We start from the raw sequence: 14,437 nt of genomic DNA, 5'->3' as shown, positions 1-14,437 counted from the left end.
CACTCGGATCCGAGCACTGGTTGAGCGGCGGGACCGACCGTTGGCGGACACCACCCTGACCCCCGGGGGCAGGCCGGGCAGGCACACCGGCGGGGCCGACGCGTCGGCCCCGCGGTCCAGCCGTCCCCCGTCTCCTGAGCGGAGTGCTTCGTGACTAGCGGACGTATGGAAGTGTGCCTTGTCGGCGCCGGACCCCGCGGGCTGTCCGTACTGGAACGGCTCTGTGCGCAGGAGCGGAAGTCCCCCCGCTGGGACCAGCTGACCGTGCACATCGTGGAACCGGACCCACCGGGCTCCGGCCGGGTCTGGCGGCCCTCCCAGTCCCGGCACCTCCTGATGAACACCGTCTCCTGTCAGGTCACGGTCTACACCGACGCCAGTGTGGCCATCGAAGGGCCGCTGGAGGAGGGGCCGAGCCTGTACCAGTGGGCCAAGGCGCTGGGCCCCAGCGCTCTGACGCCCGGAGCGGGCACGCCGTACGACGACGAGACCCTCGCCGAGGCCCGGGACCTCGGGCCGGACACCTACCCCACCCGCGCCTTGTACGGCCAGTACCTGACCTGGGTGTTCGGCCGGGTGACCGCGAGCGCGTCCGCGAACACCACCGTCCGTGTGCACGCCTCGCGCGCCGTGGCCCTGGAGGACGCCGAGCCCGGCACGGGCCCCAGCGGGGCGCAGACCGTGCTCCTGGAGGACGGCACCCGGCTGACGGGCCTGGGCGCGGTGGTGCTCGCGCAGGGCCACGTGCAGGTGCGGCCGACCGACGAGGAGCGGGAGTTCGCCGCGTACGCCGCCCGGCACGGGCTGACCTACATCACGCCGAGCAACCCGGCGGACGTCGACCTGTCCACCGTCGCCCCCGGCGAGACGGTGCTGCTGCGCGGCCTGGGCCTGAACTTCTTCGACTACATGGCGCTGTTCACGCACGCCCGCGGCGGGCTGTTCGAACGCGTCGACGGCCGCCTGGTGTACCGCCCCTCGGGCCGCGAGCCGCGGCTGTACGCGGGCTCCCGCCGCGGCGTGCCCTACCAGGCGCGCGGCGAGAACGAGAAGGGCGCGCACGGCCGCTACCACCCGCGGCTGCTGACCACCGATTTCGTGGCGTCCCTGCGCGCCCGGGTACGGGGCGGGGAGCCGATCCGCTTCGGCACCGAACTGTGGCCGCTGATATCCAAGGAAGTGCGCACCCTCTACTACGAGACGCTCCTCGCGCAGCGCGCGGAGCCGGCCGCGGTGGCCGCCTTCGGGGAGGCGTTCCTGCAGGCAGGGGATGACGAGGCCGAGGACCTGCTGCTCAGCGCCGCCGGCATCGGCAACGACGAGCGCTGGGACTGGGACACGGTCGCCCGGCCGTACGGCGGGCAGGTCTTCCGGGACCTGGCCTCCTTCCGCGGCTGGCTGCGCGGCTACCTCGACGAGGACGTGCGCCGGGCCCGGGAGGGCAACGTCAGCGGCCCGTTCAAGGCAGCCCTGGACCTGCTGCGGGACCTGCGCAACGAGCTGCGCCTGGCGATCGACCACGGCGGCCTCGACGCCGACTCGCACCGCGACGAGCTCGACCGCTGGTACACGCCGCTCAACGCCTTCCTGTCGATCGGTCCGCCGGCCTCCCGCATCGACGAGATGGCCGCCCTGATCGACGCGGGCATCCTCGACGTGACCGGTCCGGGGCTGCGGGTGGCCACCGACCCCCTCGACCCCGCGGGCGCGGCCTTCGTCGGCACCTCCCCGGACATGGCCGACCTACGGGTGCGGGCCACGGTGCTGATCGAGGCCCGACTGCCGGAGATCGACGTGCGGCGCACCGCCGATCCGCTCATGGACCGGCTGCTGAGCACCGGTCAGGCCCGGACCCACCGCATCGCGGGCGCGGACGGCTCGTCCTACGAGACCGGAGGCCTGGCCGTCTCGCAGCGCCCGTACCACCTGCTCCAGGGGCAGGGGGTGCCGCACCCCAGACGGTTCGCGTACGGGGTTCCCACCGAGGCCGTGCACTGGGTGACCGCGGCCGGCATCCGGCCGGGCGTGGGCTCGGTGACGCTGGAGGACTCCGACGCCATCGCGGCGGCGGTGCTGGCGCTGCCGGAGCCGCGCCCCGCGCTGCGGCTGCCCGGGACGCCGGCGGTCGCGGCGGGGCCGGCGATGTCCGGCAACGCGGGCGCGGGAGCGGTTGCGTGAGCCAGACCGCCGTCCGCACCGCGGGCCCGGACACGGGGCTGCTGTCCCCGGTCCGGGCCGGCACGCCCGTCGAGGCCGCCGTCGCCGACGACGGCTGGGTCCAGGCGATGCTCGACGCCGAGGCTGCGCTGGCCCGCGCCCAGGCGCGGTGCGGCACGGTCCCGCCGGCGGCGGCCGCCGCGATCACCGCCGCCGCCCGGGCCTCGGACTTCGACACCAGGGAGCTGGCGCTGGCCTCGCGGGAGACCGCCAATCCGGTGGTGGGCCTGGTCGCGGCGCTCACCGCGCGGGTCGCGGCCCGCTCGCCGGAGGCGGCCGAGTACGTGCACCGCGGCTCCACCAGCCAGGACGTCTTCGACACCGGCGCGATGCTGGTGGCGACCCGGGCCCTGCGGCTGATCGTCGCGGACCTCAGGGCGGTGGCCGACGCCCTCGCCGGCCTGGCGGCCGACCACCGGGACACGGCGATGGCGGGACGCACCCTCGCCCTGCACGCCGTACCCACCACCTTCGGGCTGAAGGCGGCGGGCTGGCGCCAGCTGGTCCTGGAATCCATCGAGCGGCTGGAGCGGCTGGCCGAGGGCGGCCTACCGGTCTCCTTGGGCGGCGCGGCCGGCACACTGGCCGGCTACCTCCAGTACGCGGGCGACGGCGCCGACCCGGCGACCGTCCTGGCCGAGCTGGTGGACGCCTTCGCGGACGAGACCGGGCTGGCCGCACCGGTGCTCCCCTGGCACGCGCTGCGCACGCCGGTCGCCGACCTGGGTGCGGCCCTCGCGCACACCACCGGGGCACTGGGGAAGATCGCCGTCGACGTGCTGGTTCTGGCCCGCACCGAGATCGGGGAGCTGGCCGAGCCGGCGGTGGCCGGGCGGGGCGCCTCCTCGGCGATGCCGCACAAGCGCAACCCGGTGCTCTCGACGCTGATCCGCTCCGCCGCCCTCCAGGTCCCGGCGCTGGCCGCCGTCCTCGTGCAGTGCCTGCCGCACGAGGACGAGCGGTCGGCGGGGGTCTGGCACGCCGAGTGGCAGCCGCTGCGCGAGGCGCTGCGGCTGACCGGCGGGGCCGCGCACACCGCCGTGGAGCTGGTCCGCGGGCTCACCGTGTGCCCCGAGCGGATGGCGGTCAACCTGGAGGCCACTGGCGGGCAGCTCGTCTCCGAGCGGGTCTCCGCCGTGCTCGCCCCGAGGCTGGGCAAGGCGGCCGCGAAGGAACTGCTGACGCGGGCGTCGCTGCAGTCGGCCGAGACGGCCCGCCCGCTGGCCGCCGTGCTGGCGGAGTCCGACGCGCTGCGGGGGGTGCTCACGCCCGCGGATCTGACCGCGCTGCTCGACCCGGCCGGTTACACCGGTGCGGCCGGGCCGCTGGTCGACCGGGCGCTGGCCGTCGGCCGCTTCGACGCCGATACCTGAGGGCTGTCCGCAGAGTCCCGCCCGCCCCGAGCCCGGCTGTTCCTCCTGGACGGTCGAAACGACGCAGGAGCAGCTTGACATCCTCCCCCTCTTAAAAGAGGGGGATTCCAGCTCGTGCGGGTTGGGGTTCACGGGTGTTCGAGCGGCTGGTGGCCGTTGTCACCCCTGCGGCATCGGCTGTTCGCCGGGGGCGGGGGATCCCGCCCTGTCCTGCCGCGACATTGACTGCTGCGTTGGTATCGGCGTTGCAGGTGAAGGCGCAGAGGGAGCAGACGAACTCGGCTTGGTTCTTGCGCGAGTTCTTGTCGATCCATCCGCAGAGGCTGCAGCGCAGGGAGGTGTAGGGGGCGGGGACGTCTTCGACCCGGCCGGGGGCCTTGTGTCCGGTGCGTTGCCGGAGCAGGCCCCAGCCCTGGGCGAGGATCGCCCGGTTCAGCCCGGCCTTCTGTGCGACCATCCTGCCGGGTTCTGCCACGGTGCCGCTGGCCGAGCGGGTCATGTTCTTGATGTTCAGTTTCTCGAACCGCACCTGGTCGTAGGTGCGGGCGAGCATCGTGCTGGTCTTCTCGCACCAGTCCTTGCGCCGGTCTGCTTCACGGGCCTTGATACGGGCGGCCTTGGCGTATGCGGCGCTCTTGCGTTCGCTGCCCTTGGGTGCGCGGGCGGCCCGTCGTTGGTGTTTGCGGATCCGGGCGCGTTCCTTGACGGTGAGCTGGGGGCAGTTCAGTTTCCGGCCGTCGGAGAGGGCGGCGGTGATGGTCACGCCCCGGTCGATGCCGATGATCTCGCCCGTGCCGGGGCCGTCGACGGGCGCGGGGACGACGGCGAAGGCGATGTGCCACCGGCTGTTGCGCAAGGTGACGCGGAAGGTCTTGGCCCTGGGCAGTTCGGGCCGGCTGAGGCGGAAGCGGACCCAGTCGCAGCCGGGCACCCTGACCTGGGCCCACCGGCGGTTGAGCTTGCGCACCACCACCGACCGGCCCATGATCTGCTTTCCGGTCTGTGCGTTGAGCTTCGGTAAGCCGTCCGCCTCGAACTCTTTGATGCGGTCGGTGCCGATGACGCGGAAGCCCTCGTGCACGTGCTTCCTGCGCCAGGTCGGCTCACCGAACCCGGACGTGAAGCGGGCGTTCTTGGCCGTGGCGAAGTCCTTCAACGCCTGCTGCTGCACGTCCGCGTTCCCGGCGCCGAGCCATGCGTTCTCACGCCGGGCCTCGGTGAGTTGGCGGCACTGTTCGGCAAAACCGGGCGCCGCCCTGCGACCCGTGCGCCAGTGCGTGTGCTGCTCGACGGCAAGGTTCCAGACGTACCGGGCGTGCGCGCAGTGGCCGAGCATGACGCCCGCCTGCTCACCCGTCGGATACATCCGAAACCGCGCCATGACCGTGAACCTAGCCAACACGTTCCCCGACCGCCCACACCATCGATCAACATCACCCGTGCGAGTGACCGTTCCCGGCCACCGACCCGCCCGACCACCGACCGCCGGCCACCGTCGAGCGACCACCGTCGGCTCCGAGTTGCCGCACCTGCTTGAGGCCGGCCTCACCACCGTCTCGCCCGAGACGCCGAACCGCCCTGGCGGCGATTCGGCTTCCCCTGCCCCGCTCCGCGGGAGCGGGCATTCACCCCGGCCCTGAAGGACCGGGCACCCTGCCCGAAAGCAAGGGGGATCTCGGACCTCCGGTACCGGAGGAATTCGGTCCACGGGCGCGGGGGGCGAGGCGTCAGACGGTGCCGAGGCGGAAGCCGACGCCGCGGACGGTGACGATCCAGCCGGGGTTGCCCAGCTTGCCGCGAACGCTGCTGACGTGGGTGTCCACGGTGCGGCGCGACCAGGAGTTGCCCCACACCTGCTGGAGCAGCTGCCTGCGCGGGACGACGGTGTCGGGATGCTGCGCCAGCAGGCACAGCAGGTCGAACTCCTTGCGCGTGAGGGTGACCGGCGCGCCGTCGACGGTCACCTCGCGGGAGCCGACCTCGATGCGCAGCAGGCCGTGCCGGATCTCCTGGGCCGGGCCCGCGGCCGCCGTCGGCTGCCACTGCGTGCGGCGCATGACGGCCTCGATCCGGGCCAGCAGCTCGCGGATCCCGAAGGGCCTGGTGACGTAGTCGTCCGCGCCCGCTTGGAGTCCGAGCACGCAGTCGATCTCGGACTCGCGGGAGGTGACGATGATGAGCGGCACCCGGCTGACCGACCGGATCGCCCGGCACACCTCAAGCCCGTCCAGGTCCGGCAGTTCGAGGTCGAGCAGGACGAGGTCGGCGCTGCCGTAGGCCTGCAGGGCCGCACCGCCGTGGGCCGCCCTGGTACAGGTGTGGCCGTGTCGGCGCAGCTGGTGCGACAGCCCGTCCCCGGCGTCGGCGCCCACGACCAGGATGTGCCGACCGGAGACCGCGGGCGCCGGCCGGGGTGCGTCCCTGCCCAGTCCGTCGCGGGGCGACGTCTGACCGAGGGCGCCCGGTCCGGGCACGCTCTGGACGGGGCTCCTGTGGCCGGGCGCGTGCTGGCCGGGGGGCCACGCGCCAGAGGATCCGGGGCGCGGCGGCCACGCCTCCCGTACCAGCGCGCGGGACCGCGGCTCATCGTGCTCGGGGTGTGGAGCGGACGTCTGGTGCTCCGGCAGTGCCTGCGCCTGAACCTGACTCATGCCTCCCCCGGGGGGTCTTGGCGAGGCCGGACCGGTTCGGCCGCCGCCCGCGCCGACGCTAGCGGTGTGCGGTCGAATCCTGGTGCAGGGCCGGTCCAGGGTCCGCCCGGCCGCTCGCCGTCCGCGGCCGGCCCGCCCCTTACACCGTGAACACCTCGGTGGCGCCGTGGTTCGGGTCGCCCGCCCGCAGGTGCAGCTCGCCCGCCCCGGGCAGCATGACCACCGAGGCCACCGTCCTCTCCAGGCGGTAGATCCCGTGGTCGGCGATGCATACCGGTGGCCGGCACAGCACCGCGAAGTGCTCCTCCGCAGTGGCCTGTGGGTCGAGTCCGGCCAGCCCCTTCGTCACGGCCTCCAGCCGGTCGTCGGAGTTGACGCGGTCGGGGGCCGACTGCCGGTCGAGCGGGGCGAAGTCCTCGTGCAGGTAATGGTTGGTGTGCACGGCCTCCCGCGAGGCGGGCTCGGTCACCCGCAGCCCGGTCCCGCACACCTCGGCGTACACCGCGCGCCGCCGGTCGCACAGCACCAGGTTGCGCGAGCTGGACAGGGTGAGCCCGGCCAGTATCTCCAGGGCCTCGTCCACGCTCCCGGCACGGTCCAGCAGGTGGCGGATGGTCAGGTACGGCGTGACGCCGGGCCGCCACCGGCCGTCGGTCACCAGGTTCAGCCCGATTGCGAGCCCGTCGCTGTTCATGCCGAGATACCCGAGCAGGCCCGCGAAGCTGAGCACCGTCACCCGGCGCGGCCCGCCCGCCCGGGCCAGCGACAGCACCGCGATGTGGCTGTCGATGTCCGCGTTGAGGTCCACCGTCTGCGCCAGCACCGGCCGGGCGGCCGGCCCGGTGCGCGCGTACGCCGTGCAGTCCCCGGCGCTCGGCACCCCGGTGTAACCCATGACCTCGCGGCGCAGCTGCAGCAGCCACGCCTCGTCCTCGGAAATCCCGGCCCCCGCCGCCAGCCCCGCGACCTCCTCGGCGAGGTCCGGGACCGCCGCCGTGATCTCCGCGCGGTACGTGGTGATCGACGGCAGCAGCCCGGCGAACGTCAGCGGCCGGTCGGCGAGGGGCTCCAGCCGCGCCAGGCCGTCGCGGAGGAAGCCGCGCAGCGGGCCGGCGAGTGCCGCCCCGTGGGTGCGGCCCAGTTCGAAGGGGGTGCCGGCGGCCTTGACGTACGCGACGCTCATGCGGAGGCGGCCGCCTTCTCCGGGCCCTGGGAGAGGGCGTCGAGCACCTGCGGCCACTCGGCGCGCAGGATGCTGTAGAAGACCGCGTCGCGGCGGCGTCCGCCCGGCATGTAGTTGAAGGAGCGCAGGGTGCCCTCCTCGGTGGCGCCGATGTTGCGCAGGCCCTTGCGGGCCTGGACGTTGAGCTCGTCCGTCTTGAACTCCACCCGCTCGGCCTCCAGCACCTCGAAGGAGTGCTGGAGCAGCAGCAGCTTCGCCCAGTGGTTGATGCCCTTGCCGCGGAAGTCGTGGCCCAGCCAGGAGGCCCCGATCTCCAGTCGGCGGTCCTTCTCGGCGAAGCTCAGCAGGCTCATGCTGCCCGCGATCCGGCCGCTCTTCCTGTCGGTGATCACGTAGACGGCGCGGCGGCCGGCGGTGTGCTCGGCGAGGTTCGAGTCGAAGAACGCCTCGAAGGCCGCGTCGTCGCCGACGACGACCGTGAAGTAGCGCCAGATCTCGGGGTCGAGGGCCACGGCGCGGATGCCCTCGCGGTCCGCCTCGCTGAGCGGGGTCAACAGGACGTGCTCGTTCTCCAGCGTGGTGGCGGCTTTCTCGGACCAGCTCATGGTGAGGGACTCCCTAGGGCGAAGAAGGGGATGGCAAGAGGAGGGTGGGGCGCGTCCGGACAGCCGGGTCGGGCTTTTCCGGGATCAGTCCGGATCAGTCCGTCAGCACACGGAGTTTCTCCAACCGGCTGTGCACCACGTCGTGGTGGACGAGGAAGTCCTCGGGCTCGCGCGGGCTGCTCCGCACACCCTCCTCGGCCAGGGCCTCGCCGAAGTTCTGCCCGTACTCCGCGGTGCGCTTGGCCGCCGCCTGCACCGCCCGGTAGGCCTGGTCGCGTTCGACGCCGGCCTCCAGCAGCTCCACCAGCACCGACGACGAGCACACCAGCCCGTTCGTGGCGGCGATCGAGTCCCGCATGCGGTCCGTGTCGATACGCAGGTTCTCCAGCAGGTCCGCGGCCCTGACCGTCTGGAAGTGCGCCACCGTCAGCGCGTCCGGCAGCAGCACCTTCTCGACCGCCTGGTGGGCCAGGTCCCGCTCGTGCCACAGCGCCACGTTCTCGAGCGCCGTGTTGGCGTACCCGCGCAGCAGCCGCGCCAGTCCGCACAGCAGCTCGCTGCCCGTCGGGTTGGCCTTGTGAGGCATCGCGCTGGAGCCCTGGTAGGCCTCGACGCGCTGCTCCTCGACCTCGCGCACCTCGGTGCGCTGCAGCAGCCGCAGCTCCAGGGCGATCTGCTCGATGCAGGCACCCAGCACGGCCACCGCCTGGATCAGCTGGGCGTGCCGGTCGCGGGCCACGACCTGGCTGGGGGAGGGCTCGACGCCCAGCCCCAGCTGCTCGCACACGTACGCCTCTACGGCCGGGTCGATCAGCGAGTACGTGCCGACCGCGCCCGACACGGTGCCCACGGCGACGGCCTCGCGGGCGGCGGCCAGCCGCTGCAGGGACCGCTCGACGGCGAAGGCGTAGCCGCCCAGCTTGTGGCCGAGCGTGGTGGGCTCGGCGTGTACGCCGTGGGTGCGGCCCACCATCACCGTGTCCCAGTGCTCGAAGGCCCGGTCGACGAGCACCTTGCGCAGCCGCTGGGCGGCGGAGGTGAGCACGTCCGTGGCGCGGGCCAGGGTGAGGCCGAGGGCCGTGTCGACCAGGTCGTAGCTGGTCATGCCCAGGTGCACCCAGCGAGCGGAGGACTCCGGCATCTGCTCGGTGTACGCGGTCAGGAAGGAGATCACCTCGTGGTCGCGTTCCTTCTGGATCTCCACGACCCGGGACGGCAGCGGGGCCGTGGCCGCGCGCATGTCGTCGAGGACCGCGGCCGGTACGCGGCCGAGCCGCACCTGTGCCTCGGTCGCGAGGATCTCCACGCGGACGTAGGTCTCGTACCGGTACTCGTCCGAGAAGAGGTGCGCCATCTCAGGCAGGGTGAAACGAGGAATCATGGGACAGCCTTCGTCGTTGCGGTTGCGGTTGCGGTTGCGGTGGTTGGTCGGGCCTCCCGGGCGTCAGAAGGCCGCGAAGTACTCGCGCTGCTCCCACTCGGTGACCTGGCCCGGCACCGGGGCGGCCTGCAGGGCCCAGGCCTCGTACCGGCGCACCTCGCTTTCCTTGAGCCTGGCCAGACAGGCGGCCAGCGGGTCGCCCAGCAGCCGGGCGGCCCGGCCCGCCGTGAACGCCTCCAGCGCCTCGCGCAGGGACTGCGGGACGGTGTCCGAGCCCTCGCGGGGCCCGTCGGCCGAGCCCCCGGCGAGCCCGTCGAGGCCCTCGATGCCGGCGAAGAGCTGGGCGGCGATGTTCAGGTACGGGTTCGCGCTCGGCTCGCCGACGCGGTTCTCGATGTGCGCGCCGGCCCCCGAGCCGACCACGCGCAGCATGGCCGTGCGCGACTCCAGGCTCAGGCTCACCCGGGTCGGGGACAGGGCGTGCTGCGTGCCCAGGCGCTGGTAGCCGTTGACCGTGGGCACCGACAACAGGAACAGGTCGCGCAGCCAGTCCCGCAGGCCCTCGGCGTACGCCTTGCTCGTGGGGGAGAGCCCCGCCGAGAGGCCCTCGGCGCTGAAGACGTTGCGGCCGGTGGCGGTCTCCAGGACGGACTGGTTCAGGTGCCAGCCGCTCGGGTCCGCCCCGGCGATCGCCGGTTGCGACATGAACGAGGCGTGCAGGCCCCGGGCCGCGCACCAGCGCTTGGTGAAGACGCGGAAGAAGAGCATCGCGTCCGCCGTGTCCAGCGCCGACATGGGGTCGAACGTGGTCTCCACCTGCCCGGGGCCCATCTCGTGCTCCATCGACCGCACCGGCAGCCCCAGGCCGAGCAGGGCGAGGGCCAGCGGGTCGGTGACCGGGGCGACCGTGTCGTACGCGGCGTCCAGGTTGAACTGGTAGCCCGCGTTCATCGCGGCCACCCGCGGGGCCGGGCCCTGCAGGCCGAAGCCGTTCCCCTCGTTGCCCGGCTCGTCGTCCAGGCGGCGCGCCAGGTACCACTCGACCTCCAGGCCGAGTACGGGCGTCAGCCCGCGGCCGGCGTAGCGGTCCAGCACCCGGTGCAGCACGTGCCGCGAGGACAGCGGGTGGGGGCGGCCGTCGCGCAGGTACTCGTCGCCGATCACCCAGGCCGTGCGCGCCCCCTCGCCAGGCAGCACCAGGAAGGTCAGCGGGTCGGGCACCAGCACGAAGTTGCCCAGGCCGGCGATCTCGTCGACGCCGATGCCGTGCTCGCCCCGGTAGTCCACCGCCGTGGTGCAGGCTGTGTCCTTCAGGAACGGGCCGGGGCTGTAGTTCATGCCGTTGCGCAGCACCCCGCGGAAGGTGCGGACGGTCAGTGTCTTGGAGCGCACCAGGCCGTGCGGGTCACCCCACACCAGACGGACGAAGTCGATCCCGTCCAGCCCCGCCCCGATCCGCTCGGCGGCCGCCAGCCGGGCGTCGTCCCACAGCCCGTGTTCGGCGACGAACGCGTGGCTCCCGACGCTGCCCTCCGTGGCAGGGGTCGACCATGATCTGGAATACATGACGGGGAGCGTCCTTTCGTCAGGAGGTCGACAGGGGGCGTGTCAGGGGCGATGGAGGTCCCCGCGGGCCGGCGGCCGGCCCGCGGTGAGCCGGCTAGCCGACCCGGGACCGGGCCGGCTCCGGGGCGGCCCCCTCGACCGGGGTGCCGGTGACGGACCTCCAGTGCCAGGCCGAGTCGAAGGCCGTCACATCGGCCTGCTCCCCCTGCTCGGCGAGCGCGGCCGCCTGCTGCGTCATCCGGGCGATGAAGGCGGACACCTGGTGCGCCGCGAGCATCTCCTGCTCGGTGTACGGCTCCCCGTCGGCGCGGACGATGCGCAGGTCCATGAATCCGTTGAAGGGCCGGCCGCACACCTCGACCGACTGGGGGCTGCGGATCGTGAAGCGCACCATGTTGTTGACGTGCCCGTGGTGGTGCTGGTCGGAGAAGTGGGCGATGTCGGGGATGGTGGGCGGCACGAAGTGGTCGCGCTCCAGGACCTTCGAGGTCCGCGGCAGGTTGCCGGCGATGAAGTGCCAGGAGTTGTACTGCATGCGCGAGGACATCGCCCAGGCGGTGTCGGCGAGCGTGGCGAGCGAGTCGCCGTAGTGCCGCCGGGCCTCCTGCGCGGGGACCACGCAGCAGAAGAAGTCCGTGATGCCCCAGGCGCTGATCTCGTCCCAGGCCTCCGCGCGCAGCGCGCGGACCAGCTCCGGCAGCGACCGGATGCCGCGGCTCATCGAGAAGTCGGCCCTGAACGCGGCGGTGGTGGCGGCGACCGCCTCGTACACGACCGCCTCCAGACCGGTGCCGAACTCGCCGTAGGGGCGGGCCAGCCAGAGCGGGTCGGCGTCGTCGGCGAGCCGCAGCTCGGCCAGCCGGTCGCCGACCACGGGCAGCGTGGCGCGCAGGTGATCGGTGACCTGCCGGTCCCGGTCCGCGGCCACCTTGCCGTACGGGGCCGCTACCTTCTCCACCTTGTGGATCAGGGCGCCGTGGATCTCGCGGTACAGCTGGACGGTGCGGGTCACCTCCGGGCGGTGCGCGCCCAGCCCCGTGGCCAGGGCCATCAGCGCGTCGATGCCGGCGTCGGGACCGGCCGCGGGGATCCGCTCCCCGCCCAGGGCCCCGTTGTAGTTGCGGCGGGTGCGCTCCAGCAGCCGGCCCACGTTCTCCGGGGTGAGCTGCGAGCCGTTGACTTCTTCGATGCGGCCGTACCCGGCCGAGCGGATGAGCAGGCTGATGCCCACGACCAGCAGGGCGTCGTGGTCCGACCACAGCTCCAGCGGCAGGCCGGCCAGGCTGGTGAACACGCAGTCCGGGTGGCCCGGCCACAGCGTCTTGCCCACGACCGTGTTGGTGTCGCGGAAGTTCGTGTACTGCTTGTCCTCGACGTAGAGCATGAAGGGGGCGGTGCGCCGCGCGCCCTCGGTCAGCTGCGCCAGCAGCGCCTCGCGACCCTCGCGGCCCTGCTCCGCCAGCCAGCGGCGGCTGTCGGCCGCGTCGCGGTCGAACCGCTCCTGAGCCGTCGTCACCTCGCGCTGGTAGTCGTCCAGGTGCCGCGAGGTCCACGGAACCCGCAGCACGCCGGCGACCAGCGTGTGCTGCTGGGCGAGCGGCTGCTGGGAGGGAACGCGGACGACGACCCGGCCGCCGGTGGTCAGGCCGATCTCACCGAGGAACACGGTGCGCTCCGCGGGGTCCGCGACGGCCCCGGCCGGTTCGCGTGCGGCTCCGGACAGGCCGGCGACGACCTTCAGCGCGGCGGCGTCCGCGATGCGCAGGGCGCCCTCCTGGACCTCCGCGGGCACATGTCCGTCGAGCGTGAGCAGGGTGTCCAGGGCCGCGCGTATGTCGGCGGCGGCCGAGGCCTTCCGCCACACCCGGGCCAGCAGCCCGGGGAACCCGGCATCCTCCTCGCGTACCCGGTCCGGCTTGGGCGTGGCGCCGGCCGCCAGGCCCAGGCGGCTGGGCCGCCGGCTCTGGCGCTTGCGGGAGTTGGCGGCTCGACGGGATCCTTCGCGGTCTACGGGCGCGGTCATGCGGTGCCTTTCCCGGTGAGTGCGATGTGGCTCCACATCGCGTCGTCGGTGGGCGTCCAGTCCTCGTCGACGTAGATGCAGTCGACCGGGCACTCCAGGACGCAGACGGGGCAGCCCGAGCACAGCTCGGGGATGATCACGACGTCGAGCCCGCGGTCGAAGATCGCGCCGAATTGTTCCGGGCAGCTGCGCAGGCAGCTGTCGCAGGTGATGCACTCGGACGTCTCGATGCGGCGCGGGGGCTTGGTCCAGTTGCCGGCGCGGCTGCGCGTGGCGATCCGCAGATCTCGCCCGGACGGCACATCTGAAGAAGCGTTGCTTTCCACGGGCATGAGACCCCTTAGGCGTCGTGTCGATGACGGCTCGAACGGACGCTTCGAGCATCCGGGGTTCCTCTGGACCAACTCCTGAACCCCGGTCGGGGCGTGCTGGAGCGTCACACCCGGGACGCCGTCACGCCGGCCGGGCAGGAGCGTTTCGTAGAACTGACGGCCCCGGATCGCCGGCGTCACCCAAGCTGAGCGCGATGCGTACACGGCAGGCTGCTGATGGATCTGCACGTGGTGAGGTGCGTATGACACAGCAGCAGAAAGGGCCGGTGAGTGCATTCGGGAGCGTTACGGTGAGCTCCTGGCCCTTGCACGGATCGCAGAAAGCGCTCTGCTCAGCCGGTTCCATTTCACGCGGCTGTTCAAAGAGGAGACCGGGCTCACCCCTGGCAGGTTCCTGGCCGCGGTCCGCATCCACGAGGCCGAGCGGCTGATCGGGAAGACCTCGATGAGCATCACCGAGGTTTCCTACGCAGTCGGATACAACAGTCTCGGCTCGTTCACGAACTTCACGGCCAGCGTCGGAGTGTCCCCCAGCCGGTTCCGCCGGCTGGCGCGGGACGGGGGGACGGCCTGCCAGTGACGGAGCCCGGCCCGTGGTCGGGACGGGGCACGGTCGGCGGAACCGTCAGTCTGCCCGAGGGCCATGGGAACGCGCGCGTGTTCCTGGGTGCCTTCGCCACGCCCGTCGTCCAGCACCCGTGTGTCGCCTCGGCCGTCTTCGACGTACCGAGCGGCCGGCCGTCCTGCTGCACCCTGAAGAACGTCCCCGAGAAAGGGAGTTGGCACCTGCTCGCAGTAGCGGTGACCGACAGCCTCGGACCCGACCGGACGACCCGCCGGACCCCGCTCGTCGGGGGGGCGCGGCGTGATGTCCGTGACGGTGACCGCCGACGACGTCACGAGCGCGGTGGTGCGGCTGCGCCCGAGCCGGCCGACCGATCCGCCGGTCCTGCCGGCGTTGCCCGAGCTCGTGCCCCCGGTCACCTTCGTGTCGGCCCCCGGGTGTCCGTCCACCACCCCGCGTCAGGGTGCAGACGACCAGCCCCGGGCCGCGGGCCACCTCCGGCTGGAGTCCGCGGCACCGGTGCCGTGACGGGCGTGCCCGC

At 72.9% G+C, this 14,437-nt stretch carries 12 protein-coding genes; 4 read left to right on the top strand and 8 right to left on the bottom strand.

All coding sequences use genetic code 11. The features are described 5' to 3' along the window. Positions 1-150: 150 nt before the first annotated feature. Together ACIQRL_RS32970 and pcaB are read left to right on the top strand one after the other, a co-directional pair. Positions 151-2,178: an FAD/NAD(P)-binding protein gene (locus ACIQRL_RS32970; RefSeq protein WP_401338462.1), complete on the top strand. Its 2,028-nt coding sequence runs from the start codon at positions 151-153 to the stop codon at positions 2,176-2,178. Continuing rightward, entirely contained in the window at positions 2,175-3,590 is a 1,416-nt protein-coding gene (gene pcaB / locus ACIQRL_RS32965; RefSeq protein WP_401338459.1) for a 3-carboxy-cis,cis-muconate cycloisomerase, read from the top strand. Before ACIQRL_RS32970 ends, pcaB begins: the two co-directional genes overlap by 4 nt. Before the next feature lie 91 nt (positions 3,591-3,681). Here pcaB and ACIQRL_RS32960 read toward each other — a convergent pair whose 3' ends face one another. The 8 genes from ACIQRL_RS32960 to ACIQRL_RS32925 form a co-directional block, all read right to left on the bottom strand. Then, entirely contained in the window at positions 3,682-4,971 is a 1,290-nt protein-coding gene (locus tag ACIQRL_RS32960; protein ID WP_401338457.1) for an RNA-guided endonuclease InsQ/TnpB family protein, read from the bottom strand. Positions 4,972-5,317: 346 nt separating this feature from the next. Further along, the gene (locus ACIQRL_RS32955) at positions 5,318-6,064 is read right to left on the bottom strand and encodes a response regulator transcription factor (RefSeq protein WP_401338455.1); all 747 of its coding nucleotides are present in this window, start codon (positions 6,062-6,064) and stop codon (positions 5,318-5,320) included. A 316-nt stretch (positions 6,065-6,380) separates the two neighbouring features. Further along, entirely contained in the window at positions 6,381-7,424 is a 1,044-nt protein-coding gene (locus ACIQRL_RS32950) for a C45 family autoproteolytic acyltransferase/hydolase (protein WP_401338454.1), read from the bottom strand. Further along, entirely contained in the window at positions 7,421-8,029 is a 609-nt protein-coding gene (locus tag ACIQRL_RS32945) for a GNAT family N-acetyltransferase (protein WP_401338452.1), read from the bottom strand. The genes ACIQRL_RS32950 and ACIQRL_RS32945 overlap by 4 nt, the downstream gene beginning before the upstream one ends. Positions 8,030-8,123: 94 nt before the next feature. Then, positions 8,124-9,410, bottom strand: a complete 1,287-nt coding sequence (gene purB / locus ACIQRL_RS32940) for an adenylosuccinate lyase (protein ID WP_401338450.1) — start codon at positions 9,408-9,410, stop codon at positions 8,124-8,126. A 63-nt stretch (positions 9,411-9,473) separates the two neighbouring features. Continuing rightward, positions 9,474-10,976, bottom strand: coding sequence for a glutamine synthetase (locus ACIQRL_RS32935; RefSeq protein WP_401338448.1), 1,503 nt, complete (start codon positions 10,974-10,976; stop codon positions 9,474-9,476). A 94-nt stretch (positions 10,977-11,070) separates the two neighbouring features. Next, complete coding sequence (locus ACIQRL_RS32930; protein ID WP_401338447.1) at positions 11,071-12,999, bottom strand: hypothetical protein; 1,929 nt, start codon at positions 12,997-12,999, stop codon at positions 11,071-11,073. Then, entirely contained in the window at positions 12,996-13,325 is a 330-nt protein-coding gene (locus ACIQRL_RS32925) for a 4Fe-4S dicluster-binding protein (RefSeq protein ID WP_401338445.1), read from the bottom strand. The genes ACIQRL_RS32930 and ACIQRL_RS32925 overlap by 4 nt, the downstream gene beginning before the upstream one ends. 280 nt (positions 13,326-13,605) lie before the next feature. Here ACIQRL_RS32925 and ACIQRL_RS32920 point away from each other — a divergent pair, with 280 nt between their 5' ends. Next, positions 13,606-13,911 (top strand): helix-turn-helix domain-containing protein, encoded by a 306-nt coding sequence (locus tag ACIQRL_RS32920; protein ID WP_401338695.1) that lies wholly within the window; start codon positions 13,606-13,608, stop codon positions 13,909-13,911. A gap of 285 nt (positions 13,912-14,196) precedes the next feature. Next, entirely contained in the window at positions 14,197-14,424 is a 228-nt protein-coding gene (locus ACIQRL_RS32915; protein WP_401338444.1) for a hypothetical protein, read from the top strand. Positions 14,425-14,437 lie beyond the last annotated feature (13 nt).

The organism is Streptomyces sp. NPDC091209 (genome assembly GCF_044757755.1).
Lineage (GTDB): Bacteria > Actinomycetota > Actinomycetes > Streptomycetales > Streptomycetaceae > Streptomyces.
This window is presented reverse-complemented; position numbering and strand designations above follow the sequence as displayed.

Coding starts and splice junctions, on each gene's coding strand:
- purB (WP_401338450.1), bottom strand. CDS start 9,410: ATGATTCCTCGTTTCACCCTGCCTGAGATGGCGCACCTCTTCTCGGAC.
- ACIQRL_RS32935 (WP_401338448.1), bottom strand. CDS start 10,976: ATGTATTCCAGATCATGGTCGACCCCTGCCACGGAGGGCAGCGTCGGG.
- ACIQRL_RS32950 (WP_401338454.1), bottom strand. CDS start 7,424: ATGAGCGTCGCGTACGTCAAGGCCGCCGGCACCCCCTTCGAACTGGGC.
- ACIQRL_RS32930 (WP_401338447.1), bottom strand. CDS start 12,999: ATGACCGCGCCCGTAGACCGCGAAGGATCCCGTCGAGCCGCCAACTCC.
- ACIQRL_RS32960 (WP_401338457.1), bottom strand. CDS start 4,971: ATGGCGCGGTTTCGGATGTATCCGACGGGTGAGCAGGCGGGCGTCATG.
- ACIQRL_RS32945 (WP_401338452.1), bottom strand. CDS start 8,029: ATGAGCTGGTCCGAGAAAGCCGCCACCACGCTGGAGAACGAGCACGTC.